This window comes from Kitasatospora sp. NPDC091207 (assembly GCF_044768625.1).
Classification (GTDB): Bacteria; Actinomycetota; Actinomycetes; order Streptomycetales; family Streptomycetaceae; genus Kitasatospora.
The window spans coordinates 1-15,068 of the sequence record NZ_JBIVVS010000057.1; the positions used below are offsets into that span (position 1 = coordinate 1).

Below are 15,068 nucleotides of genomic sequence, written 5' to 3' on the forward strand. Positions count from 1 at the left end.
CGGGCCCTCGCCATGCTCGCCCACAGAAGCACCCACCCGGACAAGCAAAAACGGCCCGCCAGCCAAGCTGACGAACCGTCATGCAAGATCGAGGCTAGGGAGGGCCGGAAGGCGTGTCTACGCCGACTCGGCAACATTCCCGTGCTGGACTAAAGATCAAGCTCGGCGGATGCCATGGGCCATGCGATCGGGGCCTCGGCCTTCACCAGCAGAATGCCCCAAGCGCCGGCTTCCGGGGCCGGGAGGACCTGCGCGTCGATCCCCGTGAAGCCATGGCGCTTGAGCAGGTCCGTCCACTGCTCGGCGGTGTACTGCCGGCGCAGGAGCGTCAGCTCCGTCCCAGGCCAGCCGACCGCTTTCCGCCCACAGGCCGAGATCTACAGCTGGAGTAGTACTAGGTTCACCATGAGATCGGATACAGGTTTCATGGCACCGTCCTCCTGGGGTGCCCTAGCGTCGTGCCATGACGATTCCAGCTGGACTGAGACGCGCGGTCCTCCGGGCGCGGCGGGACACCGGCTTTCTTGCCGCCGGTGTGCTGCCGCACCTGGCGCTGGTGCCCGTGTGGGCCTGGGCGGCGACCACTACCGCCAGGACGGGGAACTGGCTCCTCACGGTCTCCGTGTCGGCCGCCCTGGTCCTGCTCGGCACCCCGGTGCTGACGGCCGTTCAGCGGACTCGCTACCGGGTGCTCATCGGTGTGGACGTCCCCCGGCTCACCCCCACCGCGCCGGAGCAGCGGACGTGGGCCTCGACCGCCCGGTGGCTCGCGGCGACGCGGCCTTGGCGCAAGATCGGCTACCACCTCCTGCTGGGCCCGCTGCTCGCGCTGCTGGAGCTGCTGGTGCTCGCGGTGGCAGCGGCGTGCCTGGCGGGCGCCACCGCCTGCGCCTGGTCATGGGCGCTGCCGACCGGAATCCGCCAGGACTGGTTCGGCCACCTGACCCAGCTGCCGGCTTACACAGCGGCTGGACTCCTCCTCCTGTGCGCCCTGCCCTGGACCGCGCGGGCCGTAGCCGGGGCCGAGGCGCGGCTGGCGTTGGGCCTGCTCGGGCCCAGCCGGGCGCAGCGGCTCCAGGAGCGGGTCGATCAGCTGGCCGTGAGCCGGACCGACTTGATCGAGGCCGTCGACGTGGAGCGCCGCCGGATCGAGCGCGACCTGCACGACGGCACCCAGCAGCGGCTGGTGTCTCTCGCGGTCAACCTGGGTCTGGCCGTTGCCACCCGCCCGGACCTGCCGAGTGATGCCCGCGAGGTGATCGCGAGTGCGCACCTGGAGGCGAAGGAGGCGATCGCCGAACTCAACGACCTGGTGCGGGGGCTGCACCCGGCCGTGCTCGAAGACCGAGGTCTGGACGCGGCGTTGTCCGGGCTGGCTGCCCGCACGCCCCTGCCGGTGCGGCTGCGGGTCGATCTGGAGGAGCGGGTGGCGCCCAACGTGGAGTCGGTCGCGTACTTCGTGATCTCGGAGGCGCTGACCAATGCGACGAAGCACGCCGGCGCGATGCGTGCCGAGGTGATCGTCCGGCAGGTCGGCGAGGTGCTGCGCGTGCGCGTGACCGACGACGGGCTGGGCGGAGCCGACGCCGCCGCCGGCACGGGGCTGACCGGGCTGGCCAAGCGGGTCGGCTCCCTCGACGGGGCCTTCCACGTCAGCAGCCCCGTTGGCGGGCCCACCACCATCACCGCGGAGCTGCCGTGCGCGCGGTGATCGCCGAGGATTCGGTGTTGTTGCGGGTCGGCCTGATCAAGGTGCTGGAGATGGGCGGGTTCCAGGTCGTCGCGGAAGCCGGCGACGCGGAGGGGCTGTTGGCGGCAGTGGCGGAGCACCGGCCGGAGCTCGCCTTGATCGACGTCCGGATGCCGCCCGGCTTCACCGACGAGGGGGTGCGGGCGGCGATGGAGATCCGTCGGCGCTGGCCGGGGACGCCGGTGATGCTGCTTTCGCAGTACGTGGAGGAGCGGTACGCGGCTGACCTGCTGGCTGCGAACATCAGCGGTGTGGGCTACCTGCTCAAGCAGCGGGTCGCCGATGTCGCCGACTTCGTGGCGGCGGTCCGGCGAGTGGCGGACGGGGGTACGGCCCTGGACCCGCAGGTCGTCGCCCAGTTGCTGCTGCGGCGCGACAGCGACCCGCTCGCGCGGCTGACCCCCCGCGAACGGGAGGTGCTCGGCCTGATGGCCGAGGGGCGCTCCAACGCCGGCGTCGCGCAGGCGCTGGTGGTCAGCGAGAGCGCCGTGGCGAAGCACATCAACAGCATCTTCGCCAAGCTTGACCTGCCCGTGGTCGACGCGGACCACCGCCGTGTCCTGGCCGTGCTGCGGTTCCTCGGAGCGTCCCGGGCCTGACCTTCCGATCCGTGATCACGATCGACGGCTGGAGTATCAGCCCTATGGAGTCAGTGGCAGTTCGAGCCGGGGCTGTACGGACCGCACGTGGCGTAGTCCGCCTCCCACCGTTTCCAGTCGTCCTCGTACCCGTTGTCCGCGATGATCTGCGCCGTGTGCTCCACGGAGCCGTCGACGGGTGCGCACCGCGTGCGCGAGGGCCCGCGCGCCGTGTGCGAGTTCGGCAATCCCGGCGCGCACGGCCTGATGCCCGCACCGCATGGGCCGGCGAGCTTGACGGGCCTGGGAGTGGGAAGTCGGACCCGCCGACTTCCCACTCCGCTCGCTCGGCTCAACCCGGTCGTTACAGACCCACCAGCGTGTCCGGGGCCGGGTGAAGGGTCCGAGATCTGGTGGCCCGGCCGTCACGGCTCAGGCGACCTCGTCCTCGCGGGTGACGGCGAGTTCGCGGACCGCGTCGGCGACGGCTCGGAAGTCGTGGCGCAGGATCTTGGAGTGGTTGCTCGCGACCTTCGCGCTGACCCGGATGTTCGGGTGGCGGGCGAGCACCGGGTCGAGGTTGGCGCGGATCTGTTCCATCAGCTTTGCGTCGCCGCCCAGGTTGCCGCCGGTGGCGAGCACGTACCGGGTCGGCACGGTCAGCCGGTCGAAGACCGGGTCGAGGACGGCGGGCGCGCAGAGTTCGTTGGCCTCGATGTTGATCTCGGCGTGCTGCGCGGCGCTCATCCGCGCGGCCAGGCCGAGCGGGCGGGCGATCGGGAAGAGCGGGCTCAGCCGGCGGAACAGCTTGCGGATCTGCTCCTTGTTGGCGTCGGTGAGCCACTCGTGCGGCAGGGCGCCGTCCACGGACACCGCTCCCACGGCGCGGTCCGGGTTCCGGGCGGCCCAGTGCACGGCGAGCATGGCGCCGTAGGACCAGCCCACCAGGATCGGCCGGTCCACGCCCCGGGCGGTGAGCACGGCGTCGAGGTCGCGCAGGCACGCCTCGAACGAGTAGTCCTCGGCCCGCTCCGACTTGCCGCGGGCGCGCTCGTCGTAGGTGATGTGCCGGTAGTCGCCGCCGAGCTCGGCGATGACGCGCCGCCAGTGCGACTGGTCGGCGTAGGAGCCGTTGAGGTAGACCACGGGCCGGCCGGCCCCGCCGGTGTCGGTGACGGCCAGCGCGGTGTCCTCGATCGCCACGGTGCCGGTCCAGACGGACTGCTTGCTGCTCATGGTGGTGCCTTCTTCCGGGAACGGAGGTGGATCAGGACGGGGTGCGGGTCGCGCGCGTCGGCGGGCGTCCCGGCCACGGCGGGCCGGGGGCGGTTCAGAGGCTGCGGGCGGTGATGTCGCCGTAGGCGGTGGTGGCGTGGATGGTCAGCGCGGGGGTGCCCTCGGTGTTCTTGAGCGCGTTGTGGATCCGGCCGTGGCCGGTGCCGGCGTCCAGGGCGGCGGAGACGCCGCGGGCGGCGTCGACCGAGATCGCGCCGGCGTCGGTGCGCAGGGTGACGGTGCCGCGCTGGGCCTCGGTGATCCGGATGTCGCCCTGCTTGGTGCTGATCCGGGCGGGGCCGCTCAGTCGGCCGATCGTGATGTCGCCGTCGAGGACGGTGAGGTGGGCGCTCGCGGCCTCGTCGAGCTTGACCGTGCCCTGGGCGCTCTCGAAGGTGACGTCGCCGAGCCGTCCGACGCCCCGCAGCTCGGCGCCGGCCGCCTTCGCCTCGACGTGGGAGCCGGCCGGCAGCTGCACGGTCACCTCGACGGAGCCGGAGGGGCCGAGGAGCCGGTTCTTCGCCGGCGCGGCCTCGATCCGCAGCACGCCGTTCTCGTAGGCGACGGTGACCTGCTCCGCGGCCTTCACGTCGCGCCCCTTCGCGGCGTTCGCGGGCAGGACCTCGACCGTGGTGTCGGCGCGGTCGGCGGCGATGAACCGGATGTGCCCGCCCGGGATGTCCAGAACGGCGGCGATCGGGGCGGTGGTGGCGAACTTCTGCATCGTGCTCTCCTGCGACTCGTTGTTTCTGACTTCGCAAAAGCTACGTTGCGTTCGATGATCTGGCAACAAGCTCGTTGCGCATATTTGCTTTTCGTGCAGGTAGAGGCTGCGGAATCGTTGCAGTGGAGGTGGAATTAATGCAACGACAGTCCACTTGTTCGTTGCAATGAAGTCGAGTGAACGCCATGCTGGAGGCCTGGCGGACGCGCGGAGGAGAGGCCCGGCCGGGGCCGGTCCGCCACCCGGGGCGGAGCCCGGTCGGTGCTCCCGGATGGCTGGGGATGGCTGGGAACCCGCTGGGAGTTCGGCCAACAGCTGACCGGGTGGCGGCCAAGCGGACGGCTCCAACCGGGCGGACCGTGCCGGAATGCCCGGATTCGGCCGGTCAGCCTTCTCCCAGCTCGCGCCCAGGACTCCGCAAGAGCGCCCCGGAAAGCTGTTCGCCATGAAGGTGCTCCCGCGACGGCGTGGTGCCGTCCTCGTCAACTCCGCGCTCGGCGTGGCCCTGCTGGGCGGCGCCGCCCTGGTGTACACCACCCTGGACAGCGGTAGCAGCGTGGCGGCCGGAAAGACCCAGGTCCGTACCGCGACCGTGGCCAAGGGCACGGTCCTGGCCACCGTGTCCGGAACCGGCACGCTCGCCTCGCCGACCGACGCGGCCCAGGACTTCGCCACCGGCGGGCGGCTCACCGCCGTCAAGATCGCGGTGGGCGACACCGTGACCAAGGGGCAGGTGCTCGCCACCGTCGACACCACGGCCGCCCAGCAGCAGGTCGACGCGGCGCAGTCGGCGCTCACCACGGCCAATGCCAACCTCACCAAGGCTCAGGCGGGGGTCACCACCACGACCACCCAGCAGATCCCGGGGAGTTCGGGCAGCGGCTCCGGCAGCGGCTCCGGCAGCGGCTCGTCCGGCGGCTCAGGCGGCGGCTCCGGCAACGGCTCGTCCAACGCTTCCAACGCCTCCACCGGCGGTTCCGGTGGTTCCGGTGGCGGGGACCGGGGAGCGGGCGCGAGCAGCGCGCCCGCTCCCCAGACCGCCGCCCCGGCCCCGCAGACCACCACCGTCACCACCACCAAGGTGGACCAGGCGGCCGTGGCCCAGGCCCAGCAGCAGGTGGCCACCGCGCAGACCAACCTCGCCAACGCCCAGACGGCGCTGGCCGGGACGACGCTCACCGCCTCGGTGGACGGCACGGTCGCGTCGATCGCCGGCAAGGTCGGCGACACGGTGGGCGGTGCCTCGGGGAGTACCACCGGCACCACGAAGTCCACCGGTGGTTCCACGGGTTCGGGCGCCCCGAGCGGCTTCGTCGTGCTGACCAACCCGACCGGGATGCAGGTCACCGCCAACTTCTCCGAGCTGGACTCGCTCAAGCTGAAGAAGGGCGAGTCGGCCACCGTCGCGCTGAACGCGCAGTCCGACACCAAGCTCAACGCCACCGTGCTGTCCGTCAGTTCGCTGCCGGTGAGCAGCGGTGGCACCGGTGGCGCGGCCGCCGTCCAGTACGCGGCGACCCTGCAGATCACCGGGGACACCAGCAAGCTGCGGACCGGTCTGAGCGCGACCGTCTCGGTGGTCACCGGAGAGGCCGACAACGCGCTCTCGCTGCCCACCGCCGCGCTGGCCGGTACCGGTGCCAGCCGGACGGCGACCCTGGTGCAGCCGGACGGCTCCAGTGAGCGGGTCACCGTCGAGGTGGGCGTCGAGGGCGACACCACCGTGCAGGTGGTCTCCGGGCTGAAGGAGGGCGACAAGGTCGAACTCGCCACCACCAGCGGCACCAACGGCTTCCCCAACGGCTCCTTCCCGGGGCTGAACGGCGGCCAGGGCGGCGGCCAGGGCGGCCGGGGCGGTGCGGGCTCGGGTGGCGTCGCGGGTGTCGGCGCGGCCGCGGGCGGCTCCGGCGCGGGCTCCGGCCGGGGCGGTAATCGCTGATGGGCCGCCAGACATCCGCCGTCCCGGCGGGGCCGACGCCTCCGCCGGTCATCCAGATCCGCCGGCTCACCAAGGCCTACGGCCACGGCGACGCCACCGTGCACGCGCTGCGCGGCCCGTCGGACCCGGCCACCGGCGAGCCGCTGGGCGTCACCCTGGACATCGCCCAGGGCGACTTCGTGGCGGTGATGGGCAGTTCGGGCTCCGGCAAGTCCACCCTGATGAACATCCTCGGCTGCCTGGACGTGCCCACCGCGGGCCGCTACCTGCTGGACGGCATCGACGTCGGCCACCTGGACGAGCGGCAGCTCTCGCTGGTCCGGAACCGCAAGATCGGTTTCATCTTCCAGTCCTTCAACCTCGTCCCCCGCACCACCGCGCTCGCCCAGGTCGAGCTGCCGCTCGCCTACGCGGGCGTGCGCAGCGCCGAGCGCCGCCGCCGGTCGCTGGCCGCGCTCTCCCTGGTCGGTCTCGCCGAGCGCTCCGGGCACCGGCCCAACGAGCTCTCCGGCGGCCAGCAGCAGCGCGTCGCGGTGGCCCGGGCCCTGGTCACCGCGCCCGCGATGCTGCTCGCCGACGAGCCCACCGGCAACCTGGACAGCCGCTCCACCGACGAGGTGCTGGCCCTCATCGACGGCCTCAACGCGACCGGCCGCACGGTGGTGCTGATCACCCACGAGGACGAGGTCGCGCGGCACGCGAAGCGGGTGATCCGGCTGGTCGACGGCGCGATCGTCGACGACGTCCGGCAGGCCCCGGTGGACGGGCCGCCGCCCGCCCTGCTCCCGGCCGCCGCACTCCAGGGGGTGCTCGCGTGATCCTCTGGCAGATGCTCCGCTTCGCCGTCGGCGGCCTGGCCGCCAACAAGGTGCGCTCCGTCCTCACCATGCTGGGCGTGCTGATCGGTGTCGCCTCGGTGATCCTGCTGCTCGCGGTCGGCAACGGCTCCTCGGTGGCGGTCAAGGAGTCGATCACCTCCCTCGGGACCAACTCGCTGACGGTCACCGCCGGGTCGTCCTTCGGCGGCTCGCGCACCGCGTCCACCGCCAAGAAGCTCACCGTCGCGGACGCCAAGGCGCTGGCGAGCGACTCGGAGTCGACCGCGATCAAGTCCGTCGCACCGGTGGTCACCACCAGCGGCACCGCGCTGTACGGGGACATCTCCTACAGCCCCGGCTCGATCGTCGGCACCTACCCCGCGTACTTCGAGACCGCCAACCTGAAGATCGGCCACGGCGAGTACTTCACGGCCGACGACGTGCTCGGCTCCCGGAAGGTCGCGGTGCTCGGCGCCACCACCGCCAAGCAGCTGTTCGCCACCGCCGACCCGGTCGGCCGGCAGATCACCGTCGGCGGCACCCCGCTCACCGTGGTCGGCGTGCTGCAGGCCAAGGGCGGCACCGGCTTCACCGACCCGGACGACGTGGTGATCGCGCCGCTGCCGACCGTGCAGAACGCCTTCACCGGCTTCGGGCCGGTCAGCCAGATCCTGGTGCAGGCCACCTCCGCCGAGACCACCACCGCCGCGCAGGCCGAGGTCACCCGGGTGCTGCTCGGCACCCACGCGATCGCGGACCCGAGCAAGGCGGACTTCCGGATCGGCAACCAGGCCTCGCTGCTCACGGCCCGGGAGTCCACCACCAAGACCTTCACCGTGCTGCTCGGCGCGGTGGCCGCGATCTCGTTGCTGGTCGGCGGGATCGGCATCACCAACATCATGCTGGTCACCGTCACCGAGCGGACCAGGGAGATCGGCATCCGCAAGGCGCTCGGCGCGCCGCGCGGGGTGATCCTCGGGCAGTTCCTCGTCGAGTCCACCCTGCTGTCGGTGATCGGGGCCGGACTCGGGGTGCTGGCCGGGCTCGCCGGGTCGCACTTCTCCGTGGTCGGCATCAAGCCGGTGGTGATTCCCGAGTCGGTGCTCGGCGCCTTCGGCATCGCCGTCGCCATCGGCCTGTTCTTCGGCAGCTACCCCGCCAACCGGGCCGCCTCGCTGCGCCCGATCGACGCCCTCCGCCACGAGTGACCAAGGACCCGCAGACCATGAGCAACGAGATCGAGCCGCGCACCCCCGCCGAGCAGGTCGTCCTGCTCTCCACCGCGCCGGACGCCCGGGACGTCGCCGCCGAGCTGGCCGCGCCGCCGCGTCGCCGGCTGCCGTGGCCGACCCTGGTGCTGGCCGGCGCGGTGATCGCCACCGCGGCGTTCGCGGGCGGCGTCTGGTACCAGCAGGACCACGGTTCCGCCGGCTCCGGCAAGGCGTCCGCCGCCGGGCAGCAGCCCAGGTCGGCGGCCTCCGGCTTCGGCGGCGGCCAGAACGGCACCCGCCGGGGCGGTCAGGGCGCCGGCCAGGGCGGTCAGGGCACCGGCGGTCAGGGCGCCCAGGGCGGCTTCACCCGGGGCACCGTGAAGGCGGTCGACGGCACCACCGTCTACCTGACCGACGCCAACGGCAACACCGTCAAGGTGACCACCGGCGACGCCACCAAGGTGCAGCTCAACAAGGAGGGCAAGGTCACCGACCTGCAGCCCGGCCAGAGCGTCACCGTGGTCGGCACCCCGGCCGCCGACGGCGGCTACGCCGCCACCCAGCTCGTCGAGGGCGCGGCCGGCTTCGGCGGCGGCGGCTTCGGGGGAGCCGGCGGGGCCAGGGGGACCCAGAGCCCGTCCGGCGGCTGACCCCGCGGCCCCGGACGACCGCGCGGCCCGGCCGAACCTCCTCCGGCGGCCGGGCCGCGCGCTGCCCGGACCCGGGCCGGGCACCGTTCGCCGCCGGGGCCGCGCGCCACCCGGACGCCCGCCGGTACGCTGCCCGGGCGCCCGCCGTGCCGGGGCGCTGCCGCCCGCCGGTACGCTGCCCGGACGTCCGCCGTGCCGGGGCGCGGGGCCCGTACGCACACCATCCAGCCGGACCGCGCGGGCTCGTTCGCCCAAATCCGCCCGATAAGGTGTTAATCCAACATTCATCGATGGCGCATAGCCTCCCCGGGCTAGCCTCAGCTGAACGCCATCGTCCGACCGGGAGGCGGAACCCCCGTGCAAGGCACTGTGTCCACACCTGGCAGCTCCGCCGTGGGCGGCGTCCCGGGGGAGGCGTTCCTCCTCGTCGTCGACGACGAACCCAACATCCGGGAGCTGCTCTCCGCCTCCCTGCGCTTCTCCGGCTTCCGGGTCGCCTCCGCCGCCAGCGGCACCGAGGCCCTCGAACTGATCGCCGCGGAGCGACCCGACCTGGTCGTCCTGGACGTGATGCTCCCCGACCTCGACGGCTTCACCGTGGTCGAGCGGCTGCGCGAGCAGACCACCCGGGGCCAGATCGCCGGACCCGCCCACGGCCACCCCGGCGACCACCTGCCGGTGCTCTTCCTGACCGCCAAGGACGGCGTCGGCGACAAGGTCCAGGGCCTGGCCGCCGGCGCGGACGACTACGTCACCAAGCCGTTCAGCCTGGAGGAGCTGATCGCCCGGATCCGGGCGATCCTGCGCCGGGCCGGCGGCCCCGCCGAGGACGGCCGGCTGGTCGTCGCCGACCTCACCCTCGACCCGGTCGCCCACGAGGTCACCCGCGGCGGCGTCCCGGTCGCGCTCTCCCCGACCGAGTTCAAGCTGCTGCACTACCTGATGGCCAACGTCGGCCGGGTGGTCTCCAAGGCGCAGATCCTCGACCACGTCTGGGCCTACGACTTCGGCGGCGACCTCTCCATCGTCGAGTCCTACATCTCCTACCTGCGCCGCAAGCTCGACTCCGGCCCCGCACACGGTCCCAAGCTGATCCACACCGTCCGCGGCATCGGCTACGCGCTGCGCCGGCCGCCGCAGAACTGACCGCCCCCGTGTTCCCCCGGTTCTCGCTGCGCGTACGGCTGCTCGTCCTCGTCCTCGCCCTGGTCACCACCGGGCTCGCGGTCAGCGACGCCGTCGTGCTCGGCACCGTGCGGGTGCAGTTGGTGCAGCGGCTCGACGACCAGCTGCAGCGCTTCGCCGAGCCGCTCTCGCACCGCGTGCCCGGCCGGGTGACCTGGCCGGACAGCAAGCAGCCGTCGGTCAGCGGCAAGCGGGCCGCCCCCAACTACCTGGCGGCGCTGCCCAGCCAGTACCTGGTCCAGTACCTCTCGGCGGACGGCAAGGTCCAGCAGGTCGTCCGGCAGCCGGTCTCCGAGAACGACCCGGCGCCGCAGCTGGCCGGTCTCGACCCGGCCGCCGCCGCCCCCGACATCCCGTTCGACCTGCCCGACCAGCGCGGCCGGCGCAGCTGGCGCACGCTCGTCCTGCCGCTCCAGCGGCCGCCCGCCCCCGCCAGCGCCTTCGCCGTGCCGGCCCCCACCCCCGCGTACCTGATGGTCGCGGTCTCCCGGGAGGACATCGACGCCACGGTCGGGCGGCTGCGCGCCTCGTTCCTGGCGATCGGCGGCGCGGTGCTGGTGCTGATCGCGGCCCTCGGGTTCTTCGCCGTCCGGGCCGGGCTGCGGCCGCTGCGCCGGATCGAGGAGGGCGCCGAGCGGATCGCCTCCGGCGAGCTGTCCCACCGGATGCCCGAGCTCTCCACGCGCACCGAGGTCGGCCGGCTCTCCGCCGCCCTCAACGCGATGCTCGCCCAGATCGAGGCCGCGTTCGCCGCCCGGGCCGAGTCCGAGGCGCGGATGCGGCGCTTCGTCGCCGACGCCTCGCACGAACTGCGCACCCCGCTGGCCGGCATCCGCGGCTTCGCCGAGCTGTACCGGATGGGGGCGCTGCCCACCGAGGCGGACGTCAAGCGGACGATGTCCCGGATCGAGAGCGAGGCCGTCCGGATGGGCACCCTGGTCGAGGACCTGCTGGTGCTCGCCCGGCTCGACGAGGAGCGCCCGCTCGACCTCGCCCCGATGGACCTGCGCACCCTCGCCGCGGACGCCCTGCACGACCTCACCGCCCTCGACCCGTCCCGCCCGGTCGCCCTCACCGGGCCGTCCGGCACCGGTGCGCCGGGCCCGGCACCCGTGCTCGGCGACGAGGCGCGGCTGCGCCAGGTGGTCACCAATCTGGTCGGCAACGCCGTCAAGCACACCCCGCCCGGCACCCCGGTCCGGATCGGCGTCGGCACCTCACAGGGCCTGTGCCTGCTCGAAGTCGCCGACTCCGGCCCCGGCCTCACCGAGGAGCAGGCCGTCCGGGTCTTCCACCGCTTCTACCGCGTGGACGCCTCCCGCAGCCGCCACGACGGCGGCGGCGCGGGCCTCGGCCTCGCCATCGCCACCGCGCTCACCCACGCCCACGGTGGCGCGCTCACCCTGCACACCGCCCCCGGCACCGGCGCCACCTTCCGCGTGGAACTCCCCCACCAGCGCTGAAACCCCCCGGTTCGGGTGAACCGGTGATCGTTCCTCCCGTCGGCTGCCCGGTCGTGTGCGACCGTGCGGCTGCGGCCCGGTGCGGGCCGACCACGCTGGACGGGGAGAGGTGTCTTGATGACCGCGCTCGTAGCCGAGGAGACCGTCATGGACCTGGACCAGGCGCTGTGGCAGGTGTGGAAGGCGATGGACGTCCCCGAGGGCTTCAGGGCGGAGATCATCGAGGGGGCCATCACGATGTCGCCGACCGGCGGGGTCCGTCACGTGACGATCGATCGCCGCATCGCGCTCGCTCTTCACGATCACCTGCGAGGAACGGGCTGGGCTCCAGGGAACGACGGCAACGTCATCCATGGCCTCAAGGTCGTGATCCCCGATGTCTACGTGGCACCTGACGACCTGGAGGAGATCGAGCACCCCGAGGGCCTGGGAATCCTCGCTTCGGGCGTCGCGATGGTGGTCGAGACGGTGTCGCCCGGACGTCGGAATCGAGAGCGGGACGTGGTGCTCAAGCACCGCGCCTACGCCGCAGCGGGCATTCCGGTCTACGCGATCGTCGACGACTTCGACGACGGCGGCGCCGTCACCGTCCTCACCGGACCCGATCCCGAACGTCGGGCCTTCGCCCGCTCCGTCCGCACGCCGTACGGCGAGGAGGCCGTGATCCCGGAGGGACCGGCGAAGGGGTTCGTGATCGGCCCGGAGATCACCGGGGAACGCCGGGGCTGACCGCCTCGTCCAGCAGGCCCCGGGCCAGCAGGCCGGCCTGGAAGCGGGAGCCGGCGCCGAGGGTCGTCATCAGCTCGGCGACCCGGCGGCGGTAGGTGCGCAGCGAGAGGCCGAGTAACCGGGCGCCGGTCTCGTCGGTGTGGCCGGCGGCGAGCGAGCGGAGGATCTCCCGGGCCTGGTCGGTGAGGTGCGGCGGGGTGGCGCGGTCGGCGAGGTCGGTGGCACTCTCCCAGGCGGCGCGGAACAGCGAGCGCACCCCGTCGACCACCTCCGGCGACCGCACCACGGTGTACGTCCGCACCCCGCGCACGGGGGCGCCGGCCAGGATCGCGGTGCGCCGGTCGATGATGATCGCCTCACGCGCGAGCGGCCCGTCGCTGATCCGGATCTCGACGCCGGAGGCGGCGATCCGCAGCAGCCGCCGCTCGGACTCCGGGTCGGCCAGCGCGCGCCGGGTGTACAGCTTGCGCATGGTGAGCCCGGGGACGAGGTGCGGCCGCTTTCCCTCCGCGAACGCGGCGTTGACGCCGGTGGACCAGGTCAGCAGATCGGTGGCGGCGACCAGGAACTCCTCCCGCGAGGCGACGAAGAGGTGGCCGGCCCGCCGGACGAGTTCCTGCTCGCCGTGCAGGGTGATGATCGGGTCGGTGGTCATGGCAGTAACCTGCCAGATCGGTCGGGCCGGCGGCGAGCAGGGCCGAGGCTTATTGACATGACGATCACCCCGCACTCCTCCGCGCCCGACTCCGTCCACGCCTCCGCCGCCGGGTCCCTCCTGCTCGGCGGGGACCTGCCCCTCTCCCGGATGGGCTTCGGCGCGATGAAGCTGCCCGCCCGGGACTGGGACGGCCCGGCCTGCGACCCCGTGCAGAGCGTCGCGGTGCTGCGCCGGGCGGTCGAGCTCGGCGTCGACCACATCGACACCGCCTGGTTCTACTTCCACGAGGACGTCTCCGCGAACGGGCTGATCCGCGAGGCGCTGCACCCGTACCGCGACGGCCTGGTGATCGCCACCAAGGTCGGCCCCGGCCGCAACCCCGACGGCAGCTGGCAGGACCCGGCCGGCCCGGCGGAGGTGCGCGCGGCCGTGCACCGCAATCTGCGTGAACTCGGGGTGGACCGGCTCGACCTGGTCTACCTGCGGCGGATGCCCAGCCAGAAGTCGATCGCGGAGGTCTTCGCGGCCCTGGCCGAGCTGCGCGAGGAGGGGCTGGTCCGCCACCTCGGGGTCAGCAACGTCGACGCGGCCCAGCTCGCCGAGGCGGAGGCGGTCGCGCCGGTGGCCGCCGTGCAGAACCGGTTCAGCGTGCTGGAGCACTCGGCGCAGGACGCGGCGCTGCTGGCGGACTGCACCGCCCGGGGCATCGCCTTCGTCCCGTTCTTCCCGCTCGGCGGCTCGGGGGTGCCCGCCGATCCGGCGCTCCAGCGGGTGGCGGACCGCCACGGCGCCACCCGGGCGCAGGTGATGGTGGCCTGGCTGCTGGCCGTCTCCCCGTCGATCCTGGCCATCCCGGGCACCTCCTCGCCGGCCCACCTGGAGGAGAACGTCGCGGCCGCCTCGCTGCGGCTGGGCGCCGAGGACCTCGCGGAGCTGGCGGCGTCGGCCGGGGCCTGATCCGCCTGCCGGGACGGCGGTGTGACGGTCCGGCAGATCCTTGCGTAGTCCGGCCGGTGGCGGTGCGGCCGCCCCCGCCGGGGGCCGCTGCCCGCTCCGCTGCCCGCTCCGCTGCCCGCGCAGGCCGGCAGCCGGTCAGCGGCCCCCGGCGGGTGCCCGCAGGGCGGCGACGGTCTCGGAGACCAGGAGCCGGGCGTCCGCGACCGTCGCGGCCAGCTCCTCCGGCGTGCCGCCCGGGGCGGCGAGCAGCCGGCGGGCCCGGGAGCCGAACCCGGCCGGTGCGCCGGGCAGGGTCGCGGCGACGGCGAACGCGCCCTTCTCGTTGAGGCACCAGCGGCGGGCGTGCGCGAAGAGGGCCTGGACCAGTACGCCGACGGCGCGGGAGAGGCAGAGCGCGACGTACAGGACATCGGCCCGGGCCACGCCCTTGGCCGCCCCGTCGACCAGGAACTCCGCCTCCCAGGCGGCCGCGACCAGCGCCGTCCGCAGTGCCTCGGGGTACTGCGCCAGCTCGGCCCGAAGCTCCGTCAGTTCGCCCGCCGGGTCGGCCAGGACCCGGCCGAGCGCCAGCTCGCCCGGGTAGCAGGGCGACCAGAAGCCGAGCGGGTGCCCGGCCTGCACGCCCACCTCGTAGCGGCCCGCGCGGCAGTCCGCCCAGATCCGTTCGACCCGGTCCAGGTCGCGCAGGATCCAGTCCACCGCCACACCGTCGACGGTGAGCCAGGCCCCGCCGTCGACCCACGGGCCCCAGCCGCCCGGGCCCGCGACCTCGACCCCGGGCCCGGCGAGGCTCCGCAGGGCGTCGAGGTCGAGCCCGCCCCGGTAGTAGATGCCGAGGTCCCAGTCCGAATCGGGCCGGTGCTCGCCGCGGGCCCGGCTGCCGCCGAGCACCACGCCGACCACGCCCGGGACCCGCGCCAGTCGTCGCGGCATCGACTCGGTGACCGCTCGTTCCGTCTGCACGGGGCGAGTCTGGCACGGGCCCCGCGCCCGCTCCCCGGGGCCTCGGGGGCTGGCCCGTCGGTACCGGTACGACCTAGGGAGCGTATTTGGTCGTGATCAAGGGGTCTTGGTGAGGTCTTTGATCCAGATCATCGAGGCGCGGAGGTGGAGGCCGGCGAGGTAGCTCTC

The 15,068-nt window shown here is 73.4% G+C and carries 14 protein-coding genes; 10 read left to right on the top strand and 4 right to left on the bottom strand.

What is annotated here, in order from left to right:
* Positions 1–463 precede the first annotated feature (463 nt).
* Positions 464–1,711, top strand: a complete 1,248-nt coding sequence (locus tag ACIQTO_RS37900) for a sensor histidine kinase (protein WP_402398197.1) — start codon at positions 464–466, stop codon at positions 1,709–1,711.
* Positions 1,699–2,349, top strand: a complete 651-nt coding sequence (locus ACIQTO_RS37905; protein ID WP_402398199.1) for a response regulator — start codon at positions 1,699–1,701, stop codon at positions 2,347–2,349. Before ACIQTO_RS37900 ends, ACIQTO_RS37905 begins: the two co-directional genes overlap by 13 nt.
* A gap of 411 nt (positions 2,350–2,760) precedes the next feature.
* Here the strand turns inward: ACIQTO_RS37905 and ACIQTO_RS37910 are convergent, their stop codons facing one another.
* Positions 2,761–3,564: an alpha/beta fold hydrolase gene (locus ACIQTO_RS37910; RefSeq protein WP_402398201.1), complete on the bottom strand. Its 804-nt coding sequence runs from the start codon at positions 3,562–3,564 to the stop codon at positions 2,761–2,763.
* A gap of 94 nt (positions 3,565–3,658) precedes the next feature.
* On the bottom strand, positions 3,659–4,327 hold the full coding sequence (locus ACIQTO_RS37915; RefSeq protein ID WP_402398203.1) for a DUF4097 family beta strand repeat-containing protein: 669 nt from the start codon (positions 4,325–4,327) through the stop codon (positions 3,659–3,661).
* Between the two features lie 445 nt (positions 4,328–4,772).
* On the opposite strand from ACIQTO_RS37915, the gene ACIQTO_RS37920 reads away from it, so the two are divergent.
* From ACIQTO_RS37920 to ACIQTO_RS37950, 7 genes are all read left to right on the top strand, one after another.
* The gene (locus tag ACIQTO_RS37920; RefSeq protein ID WP_402398205.1) at positions 4,773–6,266 is read left to right on the top strand and encodes an efflux RND transporter periplasmic adaptor subunit; all 1,494 of its coding nucleotides are present in this window, start codon (positions 4,773–4,775) and stop codon (positions 6,264–6,266) included.
* Entirely contained in the window at positions 6,266–7,084 is an 819-nt protein-coding gene (locus tag ACIQTO_RS37925; RefSeq protein WP_402398207.1) for an ABC transporter ATP-binding protein, read from the top strand. The genes ACIQTO_RS37920 and ACIQTO_RS37925 overlap by 1 nt, the downstream gene beginning before the upstream one ends.
* On the top strand, positions 7,081–8,292 hold the full coding sequence (locus ACIQTO_RS37930) for an ABC transporter permease (protein WP_402398209.1): 1,212 nt from the start codon (positions 7,081–7,083) through the stop codon (positions 8,290–8,292). Before ACIQTO_RS37925 ends, ACIQTO_RS37930 begins: the two co-directional genes overlap by 4 nt.
* Positions 8,293–8,309: 17 nt before the next feature.
* Positions 8,310–8,945, top strand: coding sequence for a hypothetical protein (locus ACIQTO_RS37935; RefSeq protein ID WP_402398211.1), 636 nt, complete (start codon positions 8,310–8,312; stop codon positions 8,943–8,945).
* Between the two features lie 369 nt (positions 8,946–9,314).
* Positions 9,315–10,091, top strand: coding sequence for a response regulator transcription factor (locus ACIQTO_RS37940; RefSeq protein ID WP_402398220.1), 777 nt, complete (start codon positions 9,315–9,317; stop codon positions 10,089–10,091).
* An 8-nt stretch (positions 10,092–10,099) separates the two neighbouring features.
* Positions 10,100–11,593, top strand: a complete 1,494-nt coding sequence (locus ACIQTO_RS37945; protein ID WP_402398213.1) for a sensor histidine kinase — start codon at positions 10,100–10,102, stop codon at positions 11,591–11,593.
* Between the two features lie 117 nt (positions 11,594–11,710).
* The gene (locus ACIQTO_RS37950) at positions 11,711–12,322 is read left to right on the top strand and encodes a Uma2 family endonuclease (RefSeq protein WP_402398215.1); all 612 of its coding nucleotides are present in this window, start codon (positions 11,711–11,713) and stop codon (positions 12,320–12,322) included.
* Here ACIQTO_RS37950 and ACIQTO_RS37955 read toward each other — a convergent pair.
* Complete coding sequence (locus ACIQTO_RS37955) at positions 12,300–12,977, bottom strand: DNA-binding response regulator (protein WP_402398217.1); 678 nt, start codon at positions 12,975–12,977, stop codon at positions 12,300–12,302. The two genes, ACIQTO_RS37950 and ACIQTO_RS37955, sit on opposite strands and share 23 nt — an antisense overlap.
* Positions 12,978–13,034: 57 nt before the next feature.
* On the opposite strand from ACIQTO_RS37955, the gene ACIQTO_RS37960 reads away from it, so the two are divergent.
* Positions 13,035–13,937 (top strand): oxidoreductase, encoded by a 903-nt coding sequence (locus ACIQTO_RS37960; protein WP_402398219.1) that lies wholly within the window; start codon positions 13,035–13,037, stop codon positions 13,935–13,937.
* A 135-nt stretch (positions 13,938–14,072) separates the two neighbouring features.
* Here the strand turns inward: ACIQTO_RS37960 and ACIQTO_RS37965 are convergent, their stop codons facing one another.
* Positions 14,073–14,870, bottom strand: a complete 798-nt coding sequence (locus tag ACIQTO_RS37965) for a DUF4037 domain-containing protein (RefSeq protein ID WP_402398222.1) — start codon at positions 14,868–14,870, stop codon at positions 14,073–14,075.
* Positions 14,871–15,068: the final 198 nt, after the last annotated feature.